The organism is Streptomyces sp. SM18 (genome assembly GCF_002910775.2).
In the GTDB taxonomy this organism is placed as follows: domain Bacteria; phylum Actinomycetota; class Actinomycetes; order Streptomycetales; family Streptomycetaceae; genus Streptomyces; species Streptomyces halstedii.
Genome location: NZ_CP029342.1, coordinates 3982984 through 4003916 on the forward strand (window position 1 = coordinate 3982984; position 20933 = coordinate 4003916).

Sequence of the window (20933 nt, forward strand, 5' to 3'; positions counted from 1 at the left end):
GCTTCCTGGTCCTCTTCTCGTCGTTCCGGTTCTCCGGGTGTGCCCTCAGCGTCCCACGCGGGCCGCGCGGCGTCGCGCGGCACGGCGGTTCCGGCCGCCGTCGCCGCCCCGGATCTCGGGCGGCCGGCGGACGGCGGGGGCCGAGGCGGCCAGTTCGGCCGCCAGGGCGAGGGGCAGGGCCAGGCCGGACGGCCCGGTGTCGGTCGCCGACTTCATGTGGTACCTCCCGGTCAGGAGCCGTTTCCGGCGCGCAGGGTGTCCAGGTCGGCCTTGACGGTGTCGACCGGGATGGCGAAGCCGAGGCCCACGCTGCCCGCCGCGGAGCTGCCGGAGGTGCTGGTCGAACTGGGCGAGTACATCGCGGAGTTGATGCCGATGATCTCGCCGTTCATGTTGATGAGCGCACCGCCGGAGTTGCCGGGGTTGAGCGAGGCGTCGGTCTGGATCGCCTTGTAGGTGGTCTTGGAGCTGCCGGTGTCGCCGTTGAACTGCTGCCCGCCGAACTCGAACGGCCAGTTTCCGCCGCCCTGTTGGCGCTGCTGCTGTCCCTGGTCCTCGTCCTTGGCGACCGTGACGTCCCGGTCCAGCGCGGAGACGATCCCGCTGGTGACCGTGCCGGTCAGGCCCTCGGGCGAACCGATCGCGACGACCTCGTCGCCGACCCGCAGCGAGGAGGAGTCGCCGAGGGTGGCCGTCTTCAGCCCGCTCGCGCCCTGGAGCTTGATGAGCGCCAGGTCCTTGTCGGCGTCGGTGCCGACCACGTCGGCGGTGTACGTCTTGCCGGTGCTCAGGGCCACCTCGATCTGCGAGGCGCCGGAGATCACGTGGTTGTTGGTGACGATCTCGCCGTCCGCGGTGATGACGACACCGGAGCCGGTGGCCTCGCCCGCCGAGGACGTCGCGCTGATCTCGACGATGGCCGGGGACACGGCCGCCGCGACACCGGAGACGGTGCCCGCGCTGCTCTGCGAGACGGTGGTGCCGCTGACGGCACCGCCGGACGCCGTGGGGGCCGAGCCGCCGTCGAGGTAGGAGCCGAGCAGGGTCGCGGTGCCGCCGCCGACCGCCGCGGCCGCGATGGCCACGGCCGCCAGCAGGGCGACCGGCCGCTTGACCCGGCGTTCCGGCTTCGGCGCCCCGGCCTCGGGACCGGTGGGCGGGGACTGCGGGGGCGGGGGCGGCCAGGCCCCCGCGCCGGGCGCCTCGCCGGCCGCCTGCTGGGGTTCGTACGCAGGCGGCGGCGGGTAGGCCCCCTCGCCGTTGCCGTACGAGGGGTACATCGGGTACGCGCCGCTCGGGCGGTGGCTGTCGGTCATGTCCACGAGACTGGTCGGCGAACATGAGAGCAGCCTGAGTACGTCCTGAGAAGCCCGACAGAACCGCGTATGCCCGATATAAAGGCCCGTGGGTGAAGGCCTCCGAGCTGTACGCCGGCGGCCTCCGAGCCGTACGTCAGAGGCCTTCGGGCCGTACGCGGAGGGCCTGCGGAGCCGTACGCCGGCGGCCTCCGGGCCGTGTGCCGGAGGGCCTCACGGCCGTGTGCCGCGCCTTCGGGGGGACCCGTTACACCGCCCCGACGGCGGGCTCCCCGCATCCGCACGAGCGCCGCACCACCAGGGCGGACGGGAACTGCTTCAGGCGCTCTCGCCGGGAGCTCGGCACCCGCAGCGAGTCGTCGAGGACCAGGTCCACGGCGGCCCGCGCCATCGCCGGGCGGTCCGAGGAGACCGTGGTCAGCGGCGGGTCGGTCAGACCCGCCTCCTTCACGTCGTCGAAGCCCGCGACCGCCAGCTCCCCGGGCACGTCGAGCCGCAGTTCGCGCGCCGCCCGCAGCACCCCGATGGCCTGGTCGTCGGTCGAGCAGAAGATCGCCGGGGGCCGCTCGGGCCCGGCCAGCAGCTTCAGCGCCACCTGGTAGGCGTCGTAGCGGTTGTACGGGGCGTGGAAGAGCCGGTCCTCGGTCGGCAGCCCCGCCTCCCGCATCGCCCGGCGCCAGCCCTCGATGTGGTCGGCGACGGGGTCACCGACCACCGGGGTGGACTCCGTGCCGCCCAGGCACGCCACGTAGGCGTTGCCGTGTTCCAGCAGGTGGCGGGTGGCGAGCTGGGCGCCGCCGATGTCGTCGGTGACCACCGCGACGTCGTCGATCGCCTCCGGCCGCTCGTGCAGCAGGACGACCCGGGCGTCCCAGGCCTCTATCTCGGCGGCGGCCCGCTCGCTGGGGCCCTGGCTGACCAGGATCAGCCCGGAGACGCGCATGCCGAGGAAGGCCCGCAGATAGTGGACCTCGCGCTCGTCGCGGTAGTCGGAGTTGCCGACGAGCACCATCTTTCCCCGCTCGGCGGCGGCCTGTTCGACCGCGTGCGCCATCTCCGCGAAGAACGGTTGCCGGGCGTCCGGCACGATCATCCCTATGAGGTCGGTCCGCCGTGAGGCCATCGCCTGGGCGACCCGGTCGGGGCGGTAACCCAGCTCCTTGATCGCGGCGAGCACCCGCTCGCGCGTGGCCGGGGCGACCGGCCTGGGTCCGTTGTTGATGACGTAGCTGACGACCGCTGTCGAGGTCCCCGCCAGTCTCGCCACATCGTCCCGCGTCACCTTGGCCACGCGCGGCAGTCTACGCGGATCGACCTATCGCTTGGCAGGCCGGACCGGGGCTTCTTCCGAAACACATGGGTGCGCGGACTGCTCCGGACGGGGGACGGGTCCTCCGGCTGTCCCTGGGGCCGTCTCGGCCGTGGCCTTCGCCTCCTCGGCGGGGCGTTCCGGTTTCTCGGGGGTGACGAAGCGGTAGCCGACGTTGCGGACGGTCCCGATCAGTGACTCGTGCTCGGGGCCGAGCTTGGCGCGAAGTCGCCGTACATGGACATCGACGGTCCGGGTGCCGCCGAAGTAGTCGTACCCCCAGACCTCCTGGAGGAGCTGGGCGCGGGTGAAGACCCTGCCGGGGTGCTGGGCGAGGTACTTGAGCAGCTCGAACTCCTTGAAGGTCAGGTCGAGGACCCGGCCCTTGAGCTTCGCGCTGTACGTCGCCTCGTCGACCGACAGGTCCCCGTTGCGGATCTCCATGGGGGAGTTGTCGGAGGTGAGCTGCCGGCGTCCGGTCGCCAGCCGCAGCCGGGCCTCGACCTCGGCGGGCCCGGCGGTGTCCAGCAGCACGTCGTCGATGCCCCAGTCGGCGGTGACGGCCGCGAGACCGCCCTCGGTGACGACGAGGATCAGCGGACAGCCGGGGCCGGTGGACCGCAGGAGCTGGCACAGCGAGCGCACCTGCGGGAGGTCGCGCCGCCCGTCGACGAGGATCACGTCGGCGCCGGGGGTGTCGATGAGGGCGGGCCCCTCGGCGGGGGCGACCCGCACGCTGTGGAGCAGGAGCCCCAGGGCCGGAAGCACCTCCGTCGACGGTTGGAGGGCATTCGTCAGCAGCAGCAGTGAACTCATCGCCGCCCACCTGCCTGGGTCGTCGGTCGATCGTGCACGGTTCGCTCGCCCATTACGTCGGTTCTCCTCGTTCCCTGCGAGAGGGGCACTCCCGGGCCGCGCCCGGGGGAGTATGCGGCACTGCTTCGTACGCCCGTTCAGTCCGTATACCTTTCGCCGCGCGGCGACGGCAATACGGCCTTTCCGGATGCGATCCCTGTTCGCGGGAGCGCTGAGCTTGTTGAAACGTCTCCGTAACAAGGCTCGGAAAGCACAAAAGGACCCGGGGGCTGCATTGCCCGGATCCTCTCCGCAGCACAATAGCCCACATGAGTTCTGCGTCCGAGGGCCGATTCCTGAGTTCTTCTGTTCCCTCGCTCACGCCGACGCCTCGTCGCACGACATTGCCGACGGGTGACGGAGTGCGCATCGAAGCGGTGTACACGCCGTGTACGGCGGGTTCCGCGCGGCCGGACGGCGCGGACGCGCGGGGCACGGCCGTCGTCCTCGCCCACGGCTTCACCGGCTCGGCGGACCGGCCGGCCGTGCGGCGGGCCGCCGAGGTGTTCGCCCAGCGTGCGGCCGTGATCACGTTCTCCTTCCGGGGCCACGGGCGGTCCGGCGGACGGTCCACGGTCGGGGACCGGGAGGTGCTCGACCTGGCCGCCGCCGTCGCCTGGGCGCGCTCCCTGGGACACCGGCGGGTCGTCACGGTGGGATTCTCGATGGGCGGTTCCGTGGTGCTCCGGCACGCCGCCCTGTATACGTCCCCGGACGGTTCCGGGGACGGTGAAAAGGATTCCGGGGACAGGGCCGGGGGAGTGGGGCGGCGCACCGAGGCGTGTGATGGGCGCGCGGGGGCGCATACGGATGCGGTGGTCGCTGTCAGCGCTCCGGCGCGCTGGTATTACCGGGGTACGGCTCCGATGCGCCGACTGCACTGGGTGGTCACCCGGCGGACCGGCCGGCTCGTCGGCCGCTACGGCTTCCGGACCCGTATCCACACCGAGGACTGGGATCCCGTCCCGCTCTCCCCGGTCGAGGCGGTGCCCCTGATCCGGGTGCCCCTGCTGATCGTGCACGGCGACCGCGACCCGTACTTCCCGCTCGACCACCCCCGGGCGCTGGCGGCGGCGGCGCGGGGCCACGCGGAGCTGTGGCTGGAGCGGGGGATGGGGCACGCGGAGAACGCGGCGGACGAGGACCTGCTCACCCGCGTCGCGGAGTGGACCGCGTCGGCGTGACGCGTGGCGTGCTCGATGATGGACAGCTGACGGACGAGGAAAGGGGTGCCGCCATGGCAGCGGGGACGATCCGCTACTGGGCCGCGGCGAAGGCGGCCGCGGGGACCGCGGAGGAGCCGTACGCGGCGGCGACGCTCAAGGAGGCGCTCGACGGGGTGCGCGAGCGGCACCCGGGTGAGCTGACGCGCGTCCTGCGCAGATGCTCGTTCCTGATCGACGGGGATCCCGTGGGGACCCGGGACCATGAGACCGTACGGCTTGCCGAGGGCGGCACGGTCGAGGTGCTCCCGCCGTTCGCAGGAGGGTGAACCGGAGACCATGAGCAACGACGACCAGCAGTACGGGCAGTACGGGCAGGCGCGGGGGCAGGGATACGACGCCCAGGGCCGCCCGTACGCCGCTGACCCGGCTCCGGGCGCGCCGGCCGGGGCGGAATGGCCCCAGGCCCACGGGCAGGACCCGGCGGGGAGCCAGGGGCGGCAGCCGGCGGCGTACGGCTACCCGGAAGCGGACGCGCAGCCGTATCCGCAGACCGATCCACAGCCGTATCCGCAGTCGGGGCCCTACGCGGAGCCGGTTCAGCCGCAGGGGCAGGCGGGTCCTGGGGTGGCGCAGACATGGGAGGGCCAGACCTGGGACACCCAGTACCAGCCCCCGATCCGGCCGCTCACCACCCCGCCCCCGGCCTCCGGGCCCGACGGCTCCCAGGGCGCCGGCGCTCCGTACGGGGGCGCCCCGCAGGACGCGTCGCGATACGGCGCGCGACCGGACACCGGCCCGCAGTACACGGGGGGCGGGCCGGACGCACCCCTGCGGCAGCCCGGGTACGCGGATCAGCGGCAGTCCGGTGCCGGGCAGGGCTTGTACGCGGATGCGCGGCAGGCCGATGCCGGGCAGCAGGCATGGTCCCGGCAGGCCGGACCGCAGCAGCCCTTCCACACGCCCCCGCACACAGGCGGGCGGCAGGAGCAGCCCGTTCCGCACACGGGCCAGGGCTACGGCGACCCGCAGCGGTTCGGCGCGGCCCAGCCTTCCGCCGGGCCAGGGGGAGCCGGAGCGGGCTCCGGGGCGTATCCACTGCCCCCCGAGGCGCCCGTGCGCCCCGCCGCCTCCGCACAGCCGGCGGCGGCCCCGCCCGTGCCTCCCGCCGGGCCGGTGGACGGCGCGGCCCCCGCACCGGCCGCCGGGAACGACGGATACGGACCCGCCACCACGGTGGGCAACAGCCGGATCACCGACGCCCAGCGGGCCAGGGCCGAGGGCCGGTCGCCGATCATCGCGCCGGGCATGCAGCCCGCCGCGATCACCGCCGCGCTCGGCCTGCTCCTCGCGGGCGGGGCGGCGCTCGGGCAGTACGCCCTGCTCGTACCGCTGGTCCTGCTCCAGGCGGTCACCGCCGCGGGCTGGTTCCGGCTGAACGGGATGTGGCCGGCCCGGCAGGGCATCGCGCTCGCGTTCGCGGGTGGCCTCGTCGCGGACGTCGTCCTGCTCGCGGCCGGCCGGGACAACGGACCGGCCGCCCTCCTCGGCACGCTCGGCGTCTGGGTGCTGCTCACCCTGGTGCTCCAGCTCCGCAGCCACGCGGGGGCCGACGAGCGGATGTACGGGCTGACCGCCACCGTCACCTCGGCGGCGCTCGCCGTCCTGGCGGGCGGTCATCTGGCCGCCACCGGGGACGCGGTGACCGTGGGCGCGCTCGCCGTCGCGGTGGCCGTGCTGGTACGGGCGCTCCCGCTGACCGGCCCCGCCTCCGTCGTCCTGGCGCTGGCCGCCGCGACCGCCGCCGGTGCCGGGGCGGGGACCCTGACCGACTTCGGGAGCCGGGCCGCGCTGCTCGGCCTCGCCGCCGGCGGCTGCGCGCTGATCGGCCTGCGGGTGGCGAGCTACGACTACCCGTCCCGGTTCGTGCACATGACGGCCGGGGTGGCGCTGCCGCTGACCGCGGCGGCGCCCGCCGTCTACCTGCTCGGGCAGGTCCTCGCCTGAGGTGACGCCCACGCGACCCGGCTGACCCGCCCCTCCGTTCGCCGCTCGCGTACGGAGGGGCGGCCCGCGTGCGGAGGGGACGAAGCCGGGTAGGAGCGCTGGGGAACCGGCCGTGGCCGGCACCCGTCGATCACTGAAGGGTGTGCCGGTCGGCGGCACGGGTCACGGGCGAAGCGGGTCCGGCCGGTCTGAGTGGGGAGCAACGAGGATGCGCGCACTGCGAATACTGCTGGTCCTGGCCGTGGTGCTGGGCGGGATCTTCGTCGTGGTCGACCGGGTCGCCCTGTACGTCGTGGAGTCGCAGGCCGAGGACAGGGTCCGGTTCACCGGGGTCGAGACCGGATCCGCCGAGGTCTCGATCAAGGGCTTTCCCTTCCTGACCCAACTGGCCGGGTCCCGGCTCGACCGGGTCGACGTCACGGTCAAGGACGTCACGGTCAAGGACGCCAAGGCCGACGCGGCCGGCCGGTCGCTCCGGATCAGCGAGATCCGGGCCCGGCTCCATCAGGTGGCGCTCGGCGCCGGATACACCAGTGCGACGGCCTCCCGGGCGACCGGGACGGCCGTCGTCTCGTACGCGGACCTCACCGCGGCCGCCGAGGACGGTGTCACCGTCGCCTACGGCGGCGACGGCAAGGTCAAGGTCACCGGCACGATCCGGGTCCCGCTGCTGGACAAGCAGCTCTCGCGCAGTGTGCTCTCCACCGTCACCCTGGCCGGTGACGACACCGTCAAGGTGCACGCCGACGAGGTGCCCGGTGAGGGCATCCCCGGGCTGGAGGGCCTGGTCCGCAAGAAGACCGACTTCGAACGGAAGATCGACGGGCTGCCTGAGGGCCTGGAACTGGAGAAGATCGCGGTGACGCCGGACGGCCTGGAGATCTCGGTCAGCGGCTCGGACATCGCACTCGCCCGATGACCCGGCGATGACCCGTCGATGACCCGTTGATGCCCCCAACGCCTCCGTCGATGGCCCACCGAAGCCCCCGAAGCCTCCTTCGATGACCCACCGAAGCCCCGCCGATGGCCCGTCCGGCAGCCCGCCCGACGACCCGCGTCCGGCCACCGGGCGTCACCGGGCGGCCTGCCCATGGGGACCGGCGGCCGGCGATCCGGATGCTGAGACGCGCCCGTCCGAGGCGTAGAAGCCTCCGCGGCCCCGACGCCCGGCCGCCGGGTCGCCACCCCGGGCGGCCGCGCTCGCGTATCGCATGGTGGACGATCGCGTCTCAGGATGCGACACGGCGGTGACATCTCCACCCGTACCTCCCTACGATCGGACCCATGAAGCGACAGGCGGACCTCACGAAGCGGCGGGCAGTAGACCTGTGCCGCGTCGCCGCCATGCTCTGTCGCACCTTCTGAGCGGGACCTTCTCCCGTTTTCCCCCGGCCCTTCGACGACGTCAGGGCCGAACCCCGTGCCTCCCGTACGCACCCGGTGCCGAGCGCCCGCGCGTACACCTCGTACCACGCACGCCGTACCACCCCGCCGCAGACTGCCCCGGAGGAGAAACACATGAGCCGCGCAGACGTCCTGGTCGACGCCGACTGGGTCGAGGCCCACATCGACGACCCGCAGGTGGCCATCGTCGAGGTCGACGAGGACACCTCGGCGTACGAGAAGAACCACATCAAGAACGCGATCCGGATCGACTGGACCAAGGACCTCCAGGACCCGGTCCGGCGCGACTTCGTGGACCAGGCCGGCTTCGAGAAGCTCCTGTCCGAGAAGGGCATCGCCAACGACACGCTGGTCGTCCTCTACGGCGGCAACAACAACTGGTTCGCCTCGTACGCGTACTGGTACTTCAAGCTGTACGGCCACGAGAACGTCAAGCTGCTCGACGGCGGCCGCAAGAAGTGGGAGCTGGACTCCCGCGACCTGACCGACGTCGTCCCGACGCGTCCGGCCACCGCGTACGTGGCCAAGCCGCAGGACGCCTCGATCCGCGCCTTCCGTGACGACGTCGTCGCCGCGATCGGCAACCAGAACATCGTCGACGTGCGCTCGCCCGACGAGTTCAGCGGCAAGCTGCTCGCCCCGGCGCACCTCCCGCAGGAGCAGTCGCAGCGCCCCGGCCACGTGCCGAGCTCCCGCAACATCCCGTGGTCGAAGAACGCCAACGACGACGGCACCTTCAAGTCGGACGAGGCGCTCAAGGCCCTCTACGAGGACGAGCAGGTCGATCTGTCGAAGGACACCATCGCGCTGTGCCGCATCGGTGAGCGCTCGGCCCTGACCTGGTTCGTGCTGCACGAGCTGCTCGGTGTCGAGAACGTCAAGAACTACGACGGCTCGTGGACCGAGTACGGCTCCCTCGTGGGTGTGCCGATCGAGCTCGGCTCCAACAAGTAAGTCCGTACGACCGGTTCAGCAGGACCCCGACCAGAAGGACAGAACACCATGTGTGGAGCACAGGCCGGCGGCCCCGACGCTTCGACGATCAAGCCCGGCGAGACGACCATCCAGGGCAGCGTGACCCGCGACGGCGAGCCCGTCACCGGCTACGTCCGTCTGCTGGACTCGACCGGTGAGTTCACCGCCGAGGTCCCGACCTCGGCGACCGGGCAGTTCCGCTTCTACGCGGCCGAGGGGACCTGGACGGTCCGCGCCCTGGTCCCGGGCGGCACCGCCGACCGCACGGTCGTGGCACAGACCGGTGGTCTGTCCGAGGTCGCCATCGCCGTGTAGCGCGTCTGCGCGGCGTGTGCGCGCGGATCCGGCCGGAGGGCCGCACCCCAGGGGGTTGGACGCCACCTGAGCGGGTGCGGCCCTTCGTGTTGCCCGGTCCCTCCCCGGCGGGCTGCCGGGGAGCGGATCCGGTCCTACGCTGGGAGACATGTACGCCCGACGAAGGCGCGCCTACTTCCTGATGATGGGCGGTTGCCTCGCACTCTTCGTCTCCGCCTGGGCCTTCGTGCGGCTCTGGTCGATTCCGGCGGCGGTGGCGATGTGCGTGGTGGCCATGGTCATCCCACCCGTCGCCGCGATGGTCGCCAACCGGCGCGGCCCGGACGACCGGTGGTGGGACGATCCGTCCCCGGCCTCCCGGCCCCGGCCAGGCGGCTCCCGGCCCCGCCGGGGCAAGAGACCGCGCCCCGGCGAGGACGCGGACCACCCCGGCGGGGACGCGCGGCGGCCTGGAGAGAGCGGGGAAGGCACCCGGGGAGAGGCCGAGCCGCCCCAGGGAGAAGCCGAGCCGCCCCAGGGGGCGGCAGGACCGCCCGAGGGGACGGCAGGGCCGCCCGGGAGCAAGACGGGACCGCCCCACGGGAAGGCCGGGTCGCGCGACGGGAGGTCCCAGCGCACCGGTGATCCGCAGTCCGACGCGTGGTGGGACGAACTCGACGGCAGGAAGCGCCCGCGCTGAGGGCCGCACCGGCGCCGGTTCCCGTGCGGCCGTCCTCGGCCTGTGCGGCGCCGGTCCTCGTACGGCCGTCCTCGGCGCGTGCGGTGCCGGTGCTCGTGCGGCCCGCGCGGCGCCGGACAGGGCCTCGGTGGACCTCCGCCGCTCCCGTCGGTGTCAGTAGACGAGGGCCTGGGTGCCGTCCGCCATGGCCTCCTGGACGAACACCTGGGCGCCGGCGATGCGCACGCCCTCCAGGACGTCCTTCTCCGTGATGTCGCGCCGGGCCGCGCACTGGGTGCAGAGGGTGATCCGGCCGCCCGCCTGGATCGCCTCGATCAGATCGGGCAGCGGCGCCGCGTGCGGCAGTTCGAACCCGGCCGCCCGCCCCGGCAGGGCGAACCAGGCGGACTCGCCGGTCAGCCAGAGTGAGACCTCGACCCCGCTGGCGACGGCCACGGCTGCCACGGTGAAGGCCTGCGAGCAGCGCTCGGCGGAATCGGCCCCGGCGGTCACCTTGATCACGAGCTTCTTGGACATGGACCGAACTGTAATCCTCCGGTGCCCGGTCTCCCCCCGCGACGGGTCGCGCTCCGACCGGGCCCGGGGGAAACCCCGGACCGCCACGGCCGGGCCCCACCCATTACGCTGGGGACCGGCCCTGTTTCCGCCGTCATGTCGTCCCGAGGAGCTCCCGTGCTTGAGGCTTTCTTCTCCGCTCTGCTGGTCCTGGTCTGCGTCGGCGTCCTCGCCTTCGCCGGTCTGACCGTGAAGAAGCTGTACCAGGGCCAGCGCTGACCCTCGCCGAACGCCTCCCGTGCTCCCGTACACCCTCACAGATCGTCTGAGCCGCTCATGATCGAGATTCCGTCCGACCTCCACCCGGACCTCGTACCGCTGGCCTTCCTCCTCGGGAACTGGGCCGGCGCCGGCGTCTTCGACTTCCCCGGCGACGAGAAGTGCAACTTCGGCCAGGAAGTCACCTTCAGCCACGACGGCCGTGACTTCCTCGAATACGTCTCGCACTCCTGGGTGCTGGACGCCGAGGGCAACAAGGTCGAGCCGCTGGAGAGCGAGTCCGGCTACTGGCGCGTCGACAAGGACCGCAAGGTCGAGATCGTCATGGTCCGGGACCAGGGCGTCGTCGAGGTCTGGTACGGCGAGCTGGCCAAGCAGAAGCCGCAGATCGACATCGCCACCGACGCGGTGGCCCGTACGGCGGCCTCCGGCCCGTACAGCGGCGGCAAGCGGCTCTACGGCTATGTGAACAGCGACCTGATGTGGGTCGGCGAGAAGGCCACCCCCGACGTGGAGCTGCGGCCGTACATGTCGGCGCACCTGAAGAAGGTCGTCACCCCCGAGGAGGTCGCCGAGATGGCGAAGAGCCTCGGTGACATGCCTGACGACGGCATCACCTTCTTCAAGTAGGCCCTCGTCGGTCTCCGGCAGGCCCTCCTGGGGCGCGGTCCGACGGCCACCACGTGTCCCGCCCTACACTGGGCGTGTGGTGAGCACCGACTGGAAGACCGATCTCCGGCAGCGCGGCTATCGGCTGACGCCCCAGCGCCAGCTCGTTCTGGAGGCCGTCGACACCCTGGAACACGCGACTCCCGACGACATCCTCGGCGAGGTGCGCAAGACCGCGTCGGGTGTGAACATCTCGACCGTCTACCGGACGCTGGAGCTCCTGGAGGAGCTGGGTCTGGTCAGCCACGCGCATCTGGGACACGGCGCCCCGACGTACCACCTGGCCGACCGCCACCACCACATCCACCTCGTCTGCCGCGACTGCTCCGACGTCATCGAGGCGGACGTCGAGGTGGTCGCGGACTTCACCGAGAAGCTGCGGGACACCTTCGGCTTCGAGACGGACATGAAGCACTTCGCGATCTTCGGCCGGTGTGCCGACTGCTCGGCCAAGGCGGCCGGGACCGGTCCGTCGGCCGCCTCGTAGGGGGCGTCGGCCCGAGTCGTACGCTGGTGGCATGAAGAGCCCCTTGCTGTCCCTGCCCGGCGCCGTCCCCGCCGAGGGCCGCGACGAAGGTGTCGCCGCGCACTACGGCGACCTGTTCCGTGAGCAACGCGCACTCGCCGACGGCAGCGGGTTCGTGGACCTGTCGCACCGGGGCGTCGTCACGGTCACCGGCGACGACCGGCTGGCGTGGCTGCACCTGCTGCTCACCCAGCACGTCAGCGATCTCGCCCCCCACCAGGCGACCGATGCGCTGGTCCTCACCGCCAACGGGCACATCGAGCACGCCCTCTACCTGGTGGACGACGGGACGACGGTGTGGGCGCACGTCGAGCCCGGCACCCAGGGCGAGTTGATCGCGTACCTGGAGTCGATGAAGTTCTTCTACCGGGTCGAGGTCGCCGACCGTACCGAGGACATCGCCGTCGTGCACCTGCCCGCCGGTTCCATCGCCGAGGTGCCGGAGGGCGTCACCGTACGGGAGACCCCGCACGGCCGTGACCTGTTCCTCCCCCGGGACGGCCTGGAGGCGTACGCGGCCGGGCACGGCCCGGCCGCCGGGATCCTGGCGTACGAGGCGCTGCGCGTCGAGGCGCACCGCCCGCGCCTCGGGTACGAGACCGACCACCGCACCATCCCGCACGAGCTGGGCCTGATCGGCAGTGCCGTCCACCTCCAGAAGGGGTGTTACCGGGGCCAGGAGACCGTCGCCCGCGTCCAGAACCTGGGGAAGCCGCCCCGCCGCCTGGTCTTCCTGCACCTGGACGGCAGCGAGGTGCACCTGCCCGGCCACGGGACCCCGGTGCGGCTCGCGGCCGACGGCCAGGAGGGCCGCCAGCTCGGCTTCGTCACCACGTCCGCCCGCCACCACGAGCTGGGCCCCATCGCCCTGGCCCTGGTGAAGCGGAACGTGCCCGTGGACGCCGAGCTGATCGCCGGTGACACGGCCGCCGCCCAGGAGACCGTCGTCGAGCCGTGAGGCGCGTGCCCGCCGCCCGGTGCGGCGGGCTGCCCGGTGTGGGCGGGTGGCCGACGTGCGGGGGTGCGGCTACACCTCCACGAGCACGGTGAACGGGCCGTGGTTGGTGAGCGAGACCCGCATCTCCGCCCCGAAGCGGCCCGTGGCCACCTGGGCGCCGAGCGCGCGCAGCGCCGTCACCACCTCGTCCACCAGCGGTTCCGCGACCGCACCGGGGGCGGCGGCGTTCCAGGTGGGCCTGCGGCCCTTCCTGGCGTCCCCGTAGAGGGTAAATTGCGAGATCACCAGGAGCGGCGCGTTCACGTCCGAGCAGGACTTCTCGCCCTCCAGGATCCGCAGGGTCCACAGCTTGCGGGCGAGCTGGGCCGCCTTCTCCGGGGTGTCCCCGTGGGTGACCCCCACCAGCACACACAGCCCCTCACCGACGATCTCGCCGACCGTCGCGGTACCCGGCCGGCCGTCCGTACCGCCTGCCACGGTGACGCTCGCACCGTCCACCCTCTGTATCACTGCACGCATACAGACCAACCTATCTTGGGCCGAACGGGTACAGAGCACCTGCGTGAACACCCTCCGTAGTGGCACCATGCACGGTGTCGGTGTGCCGACGCACCGGCCGAGGGGACGGAACAGCATGAGTACACAGGGAACCGGGTCATCTCCCGGCGCCGTACCGGTGACACGTACTGCCGGTACCTCGCGGCCACCTGTACAGCGGACAGGCGCTTCACCCGGCCCGGACCAGCTGCCGGAGCCCGTGCCGCAGGCCGTGCAGGCGGCCGGGCCGCTGCACGTGCCGGGGCAGGCGGCGGGAGGCTGCGGGGGCGAGGGGGCGGGCCGGGGGCACGCGGAGTTCGGCGGGCTGCGGATGCCGGACCTGCGGATCCGGCGCCGGGCCGCCCAGCGCGACGAGGCGGACCTGAGTTACGTACGCCGACTGGTGCAGGGCCGGATCGACATCCTGCGTGCGGAACTCGCCCGGCGGGCCGGACACCGGTCGCCGGTGGTGGACCGGCTCTCGGAGATCCTCGCCGACGCCCCGTCCGTGCACCGGTCCTCGGTGCGGCACGTCACCCTGACCACGCCGCGCAGCGACGAGTACCGCCGGCTGGCCGCCGACACCCTCGCCGAGGTGGAGCTCTCCGACCTGGGGGCGCGTACGGACGACGAACTGCTGGCCGCGATGGGCCGACTCGTGGGCTACGAGCAGCAGGTGTCCCGGCGCCGTCACCGGCTCCAGCGGACCGTGGACGATTGCAGTGCGGAGATCGCCCGCAGGTACCGTGACGGGGAAGCACAAGTAGACGACCTGCTCGCCTGAGGCGATCCCCCGGGGGGCGGGTTCCGCCCGCCGCCCGGAAGGCCAGCCGCCACCATGACCTCGCCGTACTCGCCCGCGTCCGCCCCGCACCCGGTTCTGGCCGAGGTCGTACGGTCCGGTTTCACGGAGGGCCACCACCGGGGTTCGCTGGTCCTGCTGGCGCCCGACGGGAGCGTCGATCTCGCCCTCGGCGACCCGGCCGCCCCGGTCTTCCCGCGCTCGTCCAACAAGCCGATGCAGGCCGCCGCGATCCTGCGGGCCGGTCTCGAACTGTCCGGGGAGCGGCTGGCGCTGGCCGCCGCGAGCCACTCCGGCGAGGGCTTCCACCTCGAACTGGTCCGCACGATGCTCGCGGAGCACGGGCTGACCGTGGACGACCTGCGGACCCCGCCGGACCTTCCGCTGGACCCGGTGGAGGCGGAGGCGTACCTCGCGGCCGGGCGGGTGCGGGAACCGATCACCATGAACTGCTCCGGCAAGCACGCGGCGATGCTCGCGGTCTGCGTACGCAACGGCTGGGACACCGCGACCTATCTCGACCCGGCCCATCCGTTGCAGGTGCTGGTCGGGCAGGTGGTCGCGGAGGCGGCGGGCGAGCCCGTCGCGGCGGTCGGTACGGACGGCTGCGGGGCGCCGCTGATGGCGATCGGGCTGGTGGGCCTGGCCCGTGCCTTCCGCGCCTTCGTCACCGCCGAGCCGGGGTCGGCGGAGCGCCGGGTCGCGGACGCGATGCGGGAGCACCCCCAGTACGTGGCGGGCACCCGGCGTCCGGACACCTGGCTGATGCGGGAGGTGCCGGGGACGCTGTCCAAGATGGGCGCCGAGGCGGTCCAGGCGGTGGCGCTGGCGGACGGCCGGGCGCTGGCCTTCAAGATCGACGACGGATCGACGCGCGCCCTGGGGCCGGTGCTGGCGCGCGCGCTCGAACTGCTGGGCGTGGACGCCCCGGTGGTCTCCCGGATCGGCCGGGCGCCGCTGCTCGGCGGGGCCGCGGAGGTCGGCGCGATCCGCGCGGCGTTCTGAGACAGGCCTGTGAGCGGGTCGGTGACCGGGCGGAGGCCGGGCCTGGGCGCCGGCCGGTGGCCGGGTCGCCGGGGGTGTACGTCGCCGGGGGTGTAAAGGGAGCGACAGTTGACTGGCCGGTGCATAGCGTGGGGCGTATGAGCCTCGACCCGCGTACCGTCACCGTCTCCGACTTCCCCGACTGGCTGCGCGCCGTGGACACCGGCTTCCTGCGGCCGCACGCGGCGACGCAGGAGGAGATCGCGTTGCGGTTGACCCACACCGATCTGGCCCGGGTCCAGGGCGTGTTCGACGCCGGCCGGTGCGTCGCCACCTTCCGATCGTTCGCACAGGAGCTGACCGTCGTCGGCGGCGCCACGGTACCGGCCGACGCGATCACCACGGTGACCGTCTCGCCCACGCACCGCCGGCGCGGACTGCTCGGCCGGATGATGGCGGTGGACCTGGCGGCGGCGAAGGAGCGCGGTGACGTGGTCGCCTCGCTGATCGCGGCCGAGTACCCGATCTACGGGCGGTACGGCTTCGGCCCGGCCGCCTGGACCACCGAGTGGGAGATCGACGTGCCCCGGGCCGGTCTGGACCCGCGCCGTCCGGTGCCCGACGAGGCGGACGGCGGCCGGATCGACCTGGTGGACGGGGACGCCGTACGCGCCCTGGGGCCGGAGCTGCACGACCGGCTGGCGGCCCGGCAGCACGGTGTCGTGAGCCGGGGCGAGCAGTGGTGGCTGCGGACCACCGGTGTCCATGTGCCGGCGTACGAGACGTGGACGGAGCCCTTCTACGCGGTCTACCGCGCGGCGGACGGCACGGTGGACGGGCTGGTGACCTACCGCGCCGACGCCCGCTGGGGCGACGGGAAGCAGCCGCTGAACACGGCGACGGTGAGCGACCTGATCGCCGCGACCCCGGCGGCGGAGCGGGTCCTGTGGCGGTTCGTCTGCTCGGTCGACTGGATCACCACCGTCCGCACCGGCCGCCGCGCCCCGGACGACCTGCTCCCCTTCTTCCTCCCGGACCCCCGGGCCGCCCGTGTCGTGACCCAGGCGGACTGGCTCTGGTTGCGCGTCCTGGACGTACCCAGGGCCCTCACGGCCCGCACCTGGGACACCGAGGCCGAGGTGGTCCTGGAGGTCCACGACGCGACGGGACTGACCGCGGGCCGCTTCCTTCTGGACGCCTCCCCGGCCGGGGCGTCCTGCGCGCCGACGACCCGGAGCGCCGACCTGGCGCTGGGTGCCGGGGAGTTGGCGACGCTCTGCCTGGGCGACGAGTCGGTGGCGCGGCTGGCCGCGCTGGGCCGGGTGGACGAGCTGCGGCCGGGTGCGGTGACGGCGGCGGACGCGCTGTTCCGTGCGCCGCGCCGGGCGTGGTGCCCGGACATGTTCTGACGCGGCCTGTTCTGACGCGGCTTGTCCTGACGGGGCCGGTCCTGGCGCGGCCCGTCCTGACGCGGCCGGTACTGACGCGGCGTCAGCGGCGTGCCCGGGCCGGGCCGGCCCGGCCTGGCCCGGCCTGGCTCCGGCCCCGGCCGCCGGCCCGGTGGCGTAAGGGGCCGCCGGGGCGTGCCGCACCGGCTCACGCGGTCCGTATCCGGAACAGCACGCCCGACAGGCCGATGGCCACCGTGAGGATCCCCGCCGCCCAGGCCAGCGCGATCCAGGGGGCGTTGCCCACCGGCTGGGCGAGCAGCAGGCCGCGCAGCGCCTCGATGGCCGGGGTGACGGGCTGATGGTCGGCGAACCCGTGGAGCCAGCCGGACATCGAGTCGACCGGGACGAACGCGCTGCTCGGGTACGGCAGGAAGGACATGAAGAAGGTGAAGCCGCCGGCCGCCTCCGGGGTGCGGGCCAGCAGCCCGATGGCCGCGGAGATCCAGGACAGCGCGACGATGTAGGCGAGGAGGACGCCCGCGACGGCGATCCAGCCGCCGAGGGAGGCGGCGGGGCGGAAGCCGATGAGCAGGGCGACGCCGAACACCAGCGTGGTGGAGACCAGGTTGCGTACGGTGCTCGCCACGACATGCCCGGCCAGGACAGGTGCGCCGCCGACGTCCAGGGACCGGAAACGGTCGATGATGCCGCCCTTCATGTCCTCGCTCACCGCCACCGCGGTGGTGGCCGAGCCGAAGCCGGCGCACAGGAGCAGGACGCCGGGGACGACGTACATGACGTACGAGTCGTAGGCGGTGCCCGTCTCGATCGCGCCGCCGAAGAAGTAGACGAAGATCAGCATCAGCATGATCGGCAGCATCATCGCGGTGATCATGGCGTCGAGGTTGCGGCGGCTGATGCGCAGGCTGCGGCCGGTCATGACGGCGGCGTGGGTGAGGACCCCGGGGGCGTCAGACATGGGTGGGTTCCTCCGTCGGCTCGGTGGTCTCGCCGGTGGTCTCGTCGGCTGTCTCTCCGGTGGTCTGTCCGGTCAGGGCCAGGAACACGTCGTCGAGGCTCGCGCTGTGCACCGAGAAGCGCTCGACGTCGGTGCGGTGCGGATCGATCTCGTCGAGCAGGGCGCGCGCGTGGGCCGCCGTGCCGTCGGTGGGCAGGCCCAGGGTGAGGGTGCCGGGGGAGTGGTGGACCGCGCGGGCGGCGAGGCGCAGGTAGGCCTCGCGGCCGGTGAGCACCAGATCGAGCCGGTGGCCGGGGAACCGGGCCTTCAGGGTCTCGGGACTGCCCTCGGCGACGGCCCGGCCGCCGTTCAGGACGGCGATCCGGTCGGCCAGCCGGTCGGCCTCCTCCAGGTACTGGGTGGTGAGCAGGACGGCCGCGCCTCCGTCGGCGAGGTCCCGGACGACCTGCCAGAGCTCACGGCGGCTGCGCGGGTCGAGGCCGGTGGTGGGCTCGTCCAGGAAGAAGACCCCGGGCTCGGGGGAGCCGACCAGCCCGGCCGCCAGGTCCAGACGGCGGCGCATGCCCCCGGAGTAGGTGCGCACCTGGCGGCGGGCCGCCTCGGTGAGGCCGAAGCGTTCCAGGAGTTCGGCGGCCCGGTGTTTCGCGTGGCTGCGGGACAGGCCGGTGAGCCGCGCGGTCATCCGCAGGTTCTCCTCGCCGGTCTGGGTCGCGTCGACGGCGGCGAACTGGCCGGTCAGGCTGATCGCGCGGCGCACCCGGTGCCGGTCGGCGACGACGTCGTACCCGGCGACGCGCGCGGTGCCGGAGTCGGCGGTGGTCAGGGTGGCGAGGATCCGGACGGTGGTGGTCTTGCCCGCGCCGTTGGGTCCGAGCAGGGCGAAGACACCGCCGCGTGGGACCTGGAGGCCGAGGTCGTCCAGGACGCGGACCGGGTCGGACGGTTTTCCGTAGGACTTGGTGAGGCCGTGTGCCTCGATCATCGTCTCCGGCACGGCGGAGACCCCCCTTCGACTTCTGCGTATGCCGTACGCGCTACTGCGTAAGCATTACGCACACTTAGGATGGCAGTCAAGACCACACGGGATGAGGGGCTTCAGGTGGCGGGGAACAACGGCGCGGACGGCGGGGACGGCACCGGACTTCCGGCGAGCGTCGAGGCCGCCTGGGGGCTGCGGGACCGCCCGGTCAAGGGGCCCAAGCCCGGCCTCTCGCTGGACCGCATCGTCGCCGCCGCCGTGGACGTGGCCGCGGCCGAAGGGCTCGGGGCCGTCTCGATGGGGCGCGTTGCCAAGGAGCTGGGCGCCTCGACGATGGCGCTCTACCGGTACGTCTCCGCGAAGGAGGAGCTGTACCTCCTGATGCAGGAGGCGGCCATGGGCGCCCCGGAGCCGCTGCCCGCGCTGGAGTCGGGGGCCGACTGGCGCGCGGCCCTGGGCGAGTGGGCGTGGGCCCAGCGGCGCATGTTCCACCGCAATCTGTGGGCGCTGCGCATACCGATCGGGGGCCCGCCCGCCAGCCCCCATTCGGTGGCTTGGTGGGAACAGGGGCTCCAGGCGCTGTCGGGGAGCGGACTTCCCGAGGGCGTCAAGATCTCGGTCATCATGCTGGTGTCCGGCTTCGTACGGAACGAGGCGCTGCTGATGAGCGACATCGCCGCCGCCGTCGAGGAGAAGGGCGTCCCGGCCGAGGAGGTCATGACGCGCTGGGAGCGCACGCTGAAGCGGCTCGTCGACCCCGTACGGCACCCGGCGCTGGTCAGTCTGCTGGAGACCGAGGACCTGGCCGAACCGGACCACCCGGACCACGAGTTCGTGTTCGGGCTGGAGCGGGTGCTCGACGGCGTCGAGGTGCTCGTCCGGAAGGAGGCGCGGGGGGCGGAGTAGGGCGGGGCGAGGGGCTTCGTGCCGGCCGGTACGGAGGGCCGGGTGTGGTCCGTCGTGCCGGTCGGTGACGCGGGCCGGACGCGGGCCGTTCTGCCTGACGGGGCGTCCGCTGTCAGCCATCCGCCGTCGAGGGATCAGCCGTCAGCCGTCAGCCGTCAGTCGTCGGGGAGACCGTCCGGGCGCTCGGCGGTGTCTCCCCCGTGTACGGCGGAGCCCGCGTCGTCCATGCCATCGTGCGGCACCGCCACGTCCGATCCGCCGCTCATCCGTCTTCCCGGGCGAAGCCGAACGGGCCGTACAGGTCGGCCGGTTCGCGGAAGAGCACGCCGGTCATGCCGAGTGCCTCGGCGGTGTCGATGTTCTCCTGCCGGTCGTCGACGAACAGGCAGCGCTCGGGGCGCACGCCGGCGCGTCCGGCCGCGATCCGGTACAGGGCCGGATCGGGTTTGGCTGCCCCTTCCAAGGCGCTGGAGACCACATGGTCGGCCAGGTCCGTGAGGCCCGACGCGGCCAGGTCGTCGTGGAGTCGGAGGGTGGCGTTGGTGACGAGGACGAGCGGCACCCGCCCGCGTACCCGGCGCAGCAGGGCGACCACCGTCCCGTCCACCCGGAACGGCGCCTCGGCCATCGCCCGTCCCAGCGTCCGGGCCCGCTCCACGCCCACTCGGGCGGACAGCCCCCGGGCGATGGCCTCCGCCCACTCGTCGGGAGTGACATGGCCCAGCAGGACGGGCAGATCGACCTCGGGGGCGTACGCAAGGTCGGCGGTGGTCCCCTCGGGGAGGCCGAATTCCCGTTCGAGCGCCGCGAGACGGGACAGGTCGTAGTACCGGATGACGTTGTCCAGGTCGCACAGCACGGCGTCGTACGGCGAGGTGTCCGTCACCGCCCCTGCCCCCGCCGCGTCCACGACGGGACCGAGGCGGTGGCGTACGGCCTCGGCGCGCGGGGCCCCGGACGCTCCCGAGGGCGGCGCGTCGGCGGACGTCATGCCACCTCGGCCCGGACGAGCGCACGCGCGTACGGCTCGCCGGTGGCCTCGGCGTACGCCATCCGCTCCTTCACCTCGCGCGGGGAACGGGGCCGGTAACCGGGCCCGCCGCAGCAGCTCTTGTGGAAGCGGACGCCCGCGTGCAACAGCACCGACAGGGCGCGCCACCCGGCCGCGTCCCGCCGCCGGGGCGGTGCGAAGGCGGACCCGACGTGGATCAGCGCCCCGGCACACCGGGGGCAGACGCGATCCGGCCGGTCCCGGTCGTAGGGCTGCTTGTACGAGGCGCGGCAGGGCAGGCAGACGAACGCGGTCTTCCCATGGGACATACCGGCCAGCGTAGAGGGGAGGTCCGGGGGCGGCCGAACGGTTTTCGGCCGCCCCCGGCGGTCCTCACCGACGTACGGGCGCCGT

At 73.1% G+C, this 20933-nt stretch carries 25 protein-coding genes; 15 read left to right on the top strand and 10 right to left on the bottom strand.

Translation table 11 applies throughout. The features are described 5' to 3' along the window. Nucleotides 1-45 precede the first annotated feature (45 nt). The 4 genes from B9S64_RS34530 to B9S64_RS17940 form a co-directional block, all read right to left on the bottom strand. Entirely contained in the window at nt 46-216 is a 171-nt protein-coding gene (locus B9S64_RS34530; protein WP_181387630.1) for a hypothetical protein, read from the bottom strand. 14 nt (nt 217-230) lie between these two features. Then, the gene (locus B9S64_RS17930; RefSeq protein ID WP_103505187.1) at nt 231-1316 is read right to left on the bottom strand and encodes a S1C family serine protease; all 1086 of its coding nucleotides are present in this window, start codon (nt 1314-1316) and stop codon (nt 231-233) included. Between the two features lie 247 nt (nt 1317-1563). Further along, nucleotides 1564-2607 carry a LacI family DNA-binding transcriptional regulator gene (locus tag B9S64_RS17935; RefSeq protein WP_028439557.1) on the bottom strand — a complete coding sequence of 348 codons (1044 nt, stop codon included), beginning with the start codon at nt 2605-2607 and terminating at the stop codon, nt 1564-1566. A gap of 24 nt (nt 2608-2631) precedes the next feature. After that, nucleotides 2632-3441 carry a response regulator transcription factor gene (locus B9S64_RS17940; protein WP_103488485.1) on the bottom strand — a complete coding sequence of 270 codons (810 nt, stop codon included), beginning with the start codon at nt 3439-3441 and terminating at the stop codon, nt 2632-2634. A gap of 308 nt (nt 3442-3749) precedes the next feature. Between B9S64_RS17940 and B9S64_RS17945 the strand changes: the two genes are divergently transcribed. The 8 genes from B9S64_RS17945 (at nt 3750) to B9S64_RS35550 (ending at nt 10023) form a co-directional block, all read left to right on the top strand. Beyond that, nucleotides 3750-4664 carry an alpha/beta hydrolase gene (locus tag B9S64_RS17945; protein ID WP_103488486.1) on the top strand — a complete coding sequence of 305 codons (915 nt, stop codon included), beginning with the start codon at nt 3750-3752 and terminating at the stop codon, nt 4662-4664. Between the two features lie 53 nt (nt 4665-4717). Further along, nucleotides 4718-4972, top strand: a complete 255-nt coding sequence (locus tag B9S64_RS17950; RefSeq protein WP_028439554.1) for a MoaD/ThiS family protein — start codon at nt 4718-4720, stop codon at nt 4970-4972. A gap of 10 nt (nt 4973-4982) precedes the next feature. Beyond that, nucleotides 4983-6650: a hypothetical protein gene (locus B9S64_RS17955; RefSeq protein ID WP_103488487.1), complete on the top strand. Its 1668-nt coding sequence runs from the start codon at nt 4983-4985 to the stop codon at nt 6648-6650. A gap of 208 nt (nt 6651-6858) precedes the next feature. Then, complete coding sequence (locus B9S64_RS17960; RefSeq protein ID WP_103488488.1) at nt 6859-7569, top strand: DUF2993 domain-containing protein; 711 nt, start codon at nt 6859-6861, stop codon at nt 7567-7569. Between the two features lie 365 nt (nt 7570-7934). Then, nucleotides 7935-8015 (top strand): putative leader peptide, encoded by an 81-nt coding sequence (locus B9S64_RS35545; RefSeq protein WP_350310325.1) that lies wholly within the window; start codon nt 7935-7937, stop codon nt 8013-8015. A 153-nt stretch (nt 8016-8168) separates the two neighbouring features. Continuing rightward, nucleotides 8169-9008 (top strand): sulfurtransferase, encoded by an 840-nt coding sequence (locus tag B9S64_RS17965; protein WP_028439551.1) that lies wholly within the window; start codon nt 8169-8171, stop codon nt 9006-9008. Nucleotides 9009-9056: 48 nt separating this feature from the next. Beyond that, nucleotides 9057-9344: a DUF1416 domain-containing protein gene (locus tag B9S64_RS17970; protein WP_028439550.1), complete on the top strand. Its 288-nt coding sequence runs from the start codon at nt 9057-9059 to the stop codon at nt 9342-9344. A 148-nt stretch (nt 9345-9492) separates the two neighbouring features. Next, nucleotides 9493-10023 carry a DUF3099 domain-containing protein gene (locus B9S64_RS35550; protein ID WP_258037659.1) on the top strand — a complete coding sequence of 177 codons (531 nt, stop codon included), beginning with the start codon at nt 9493-9495 and terminating at the stop codon, nt 10021-10023. Between the two features lie 153 nt (nt 10024-10176). Here the strand turns inward: B9S64_RS35550 and B9S64_RS17985 are convergent, their stop codons facing one another. Next, nucleotides 10177-10539 (bottom strand): DsrE family protein, encoded by a 363-nt coding sequence (locus tag B9S64_RS17985; RefSeq protein ID WP_103488489.1) that lies wholly within the window; start codon nt 10537-10539, stop codon nt 10177-10179. Between the two features lie 315 nt (nt 10540-10854). Here B9S64_RS17985 and B9S64_RS17995 point away from each other — a divergent pair, with 315 nt between their 5' ends. From B9S64_RS17995 to B9S64_RS18005, 3 genes are all read left to right on the top strand, one after another. Then, on the top strand, nt 10855-11427 hold the full coding sequence (locus B9S64_RS17995; protein WP_103488490.1) for an FABP family protein: 573 nt from the start codon (nt 10855-10857) through the stop codon (nt 11425-11427). Nucleotides 11428-11503: 76 nt separating this feature from the next. Beyond that, on the top strand, nt 11504-11953 hold the full coding sequence (locus B9S64_RS18000) for a Fur family transcriptional regulator (RefSeq protein ID WP_103488491.1): 450 nt from the start codon (nt 11504-11506) through the stop codon (nt 11951-11953). 31 nt (nt 11954-11984) lie between these two features. Continuing rightward, complete coding sequence (locus tag B9S64_RS18005; protein ID WP_103488492.1) at nt 11985-12950, top strand: folate-binding protein YgfZ; 966 nt, start codon at nt 11985-11987, stop codon at nt 12948-12950. Nucleotides 12951-13019: 69 nt separating this feature from the next. On the opposite strand, the gene dtd is transcribed toward B9S64_RS18005, so the two are convergent. Then, nucleotides 13020-13469 carry a D-aminoacyl-tRNA deacylase gene (gene dtd / locus B9S64_RS18010; RefSeq protein WP_103488493.1) on the bottom strand — a complete coding sequence of 150 codons (450 nt, stop codon included), beginning with the start codon at nt 13467-13469 and terminating at the stop codon, nt 13020-13022. 115 nt (nt 13470-13584) lie between these two features. Here dtd and B9S64_RS18015 point away from each other — a divergent pair, with 115 nt between their 5' ends. The 3 genes from B9S64_RS18015 to B9S64_RS18025 all read left to right on the top strand — a co-directional run bounded on the left by B9S64_RS18015 (nt 13585) and on the right by B9S64_RS18025 (nt 16682). After that, entirely contained in the window at nt 13585-14271 is a 687-nt protein-coding gene (locus B9S64_RS18015; protein ID WP_103488494.1) for an ABC transporter substrate-binding protein, read from the top strand. Between the two features lie 54 nt (nt 14272-14325). Beyond that, nucleotides 14326-15294: an asparaginase gene (locus B9S64_RS18020; RefSeq protein ID WP_103488495.1), complete on the top strand. Its 969-nt coding sequence runs from the start codon at nt 14326-14328 to the stop codon at nt 15292-15294. 137 nt (nt 15295-15431) lie between these two features. Continuing rightward, on the top strand, nt 15432-16682 hold the full coding sequence (locus B9S64_RS18025) for a GNAT family N-acetyltransferase (RefSeq protein ID WP_103488496.1): 1251 nt from the start codon (nt 15432-15434) through the stop codon (nt 16680-16682). 187 nt (nt 16683-16869) lie between these two features. Here the strand turns inward: B9S64_RS18025 and B9S64_RS18030 are convergent, their stop codons facing one another. Beyond that, complete coding sequence (locus B9S64_RS18030) at nt 16870-17643, bottom strand: ABC transporter permease (RefSeq protein WP_103505188.1); 774 nt, start codon at nt 17641-17643, stop codon at nt 16870-16872. After that, nucleotides 17636-18625, bottom strand: coding sequence for an ATP-binding cassette domain-containing protein (locus B9S64_RS18035; RefSeq protein WP_181012209.1), 990 nt, complete (start codon nt 18623-18625; stop codon nt 17636-17638). The genes B9S64_RS18030 and B9S64_RS18035 overlap by 8 nt, the downstream gene beginning before the upstream one ends. 81 nt (nt 18626-18706) lie before the next feature. Between B9S64_RS18035 and B9S64_RS18040 the strand changes: the two genes are divergently transcribed. After that, complete coding sequence (locus B9S64_RS18040) at nt 18707-19528, top strand: TetR/AcrR family transcriptional regulator C-terminal domain-containing protein (protein WP_103490165.1); 822 nt, start codon at nt 18707-18709, stop codon at nt 19526-19528. A gap of 262 nt (nt 19529-19790) precedes the next feature. On the opposite strand, the gene B9S64_RS18045 is transcribed toward B9S64_RS18040, so the two are convergent. Then, nucleotides 19791-20519: an HAD family hydrolase gene (locus B9S64_RS18045; RefSeq protein WP_103490164.1), complete on the bottom strand. Its 729-nt coding sequence runs from the start codon at nt 20517-20519 to the stop codon at nt 19791-19793. Continuing rightward, nucleotides 20516-20848, bottom strand: coding sequence for a hypothetical protein (locus tag B9S64_RS18050; protein ID WP_028439537.1), 333 nt, complete (start codon nt 20846-20848; stop codon nt 20516-20518). Before B9S64_RS18050 ends, B9S64_RS18045 begins: the two co-directional genes overlap by 4 nt. Nucleotides 20849-20933: the final 85 nt, after the last annotated feature.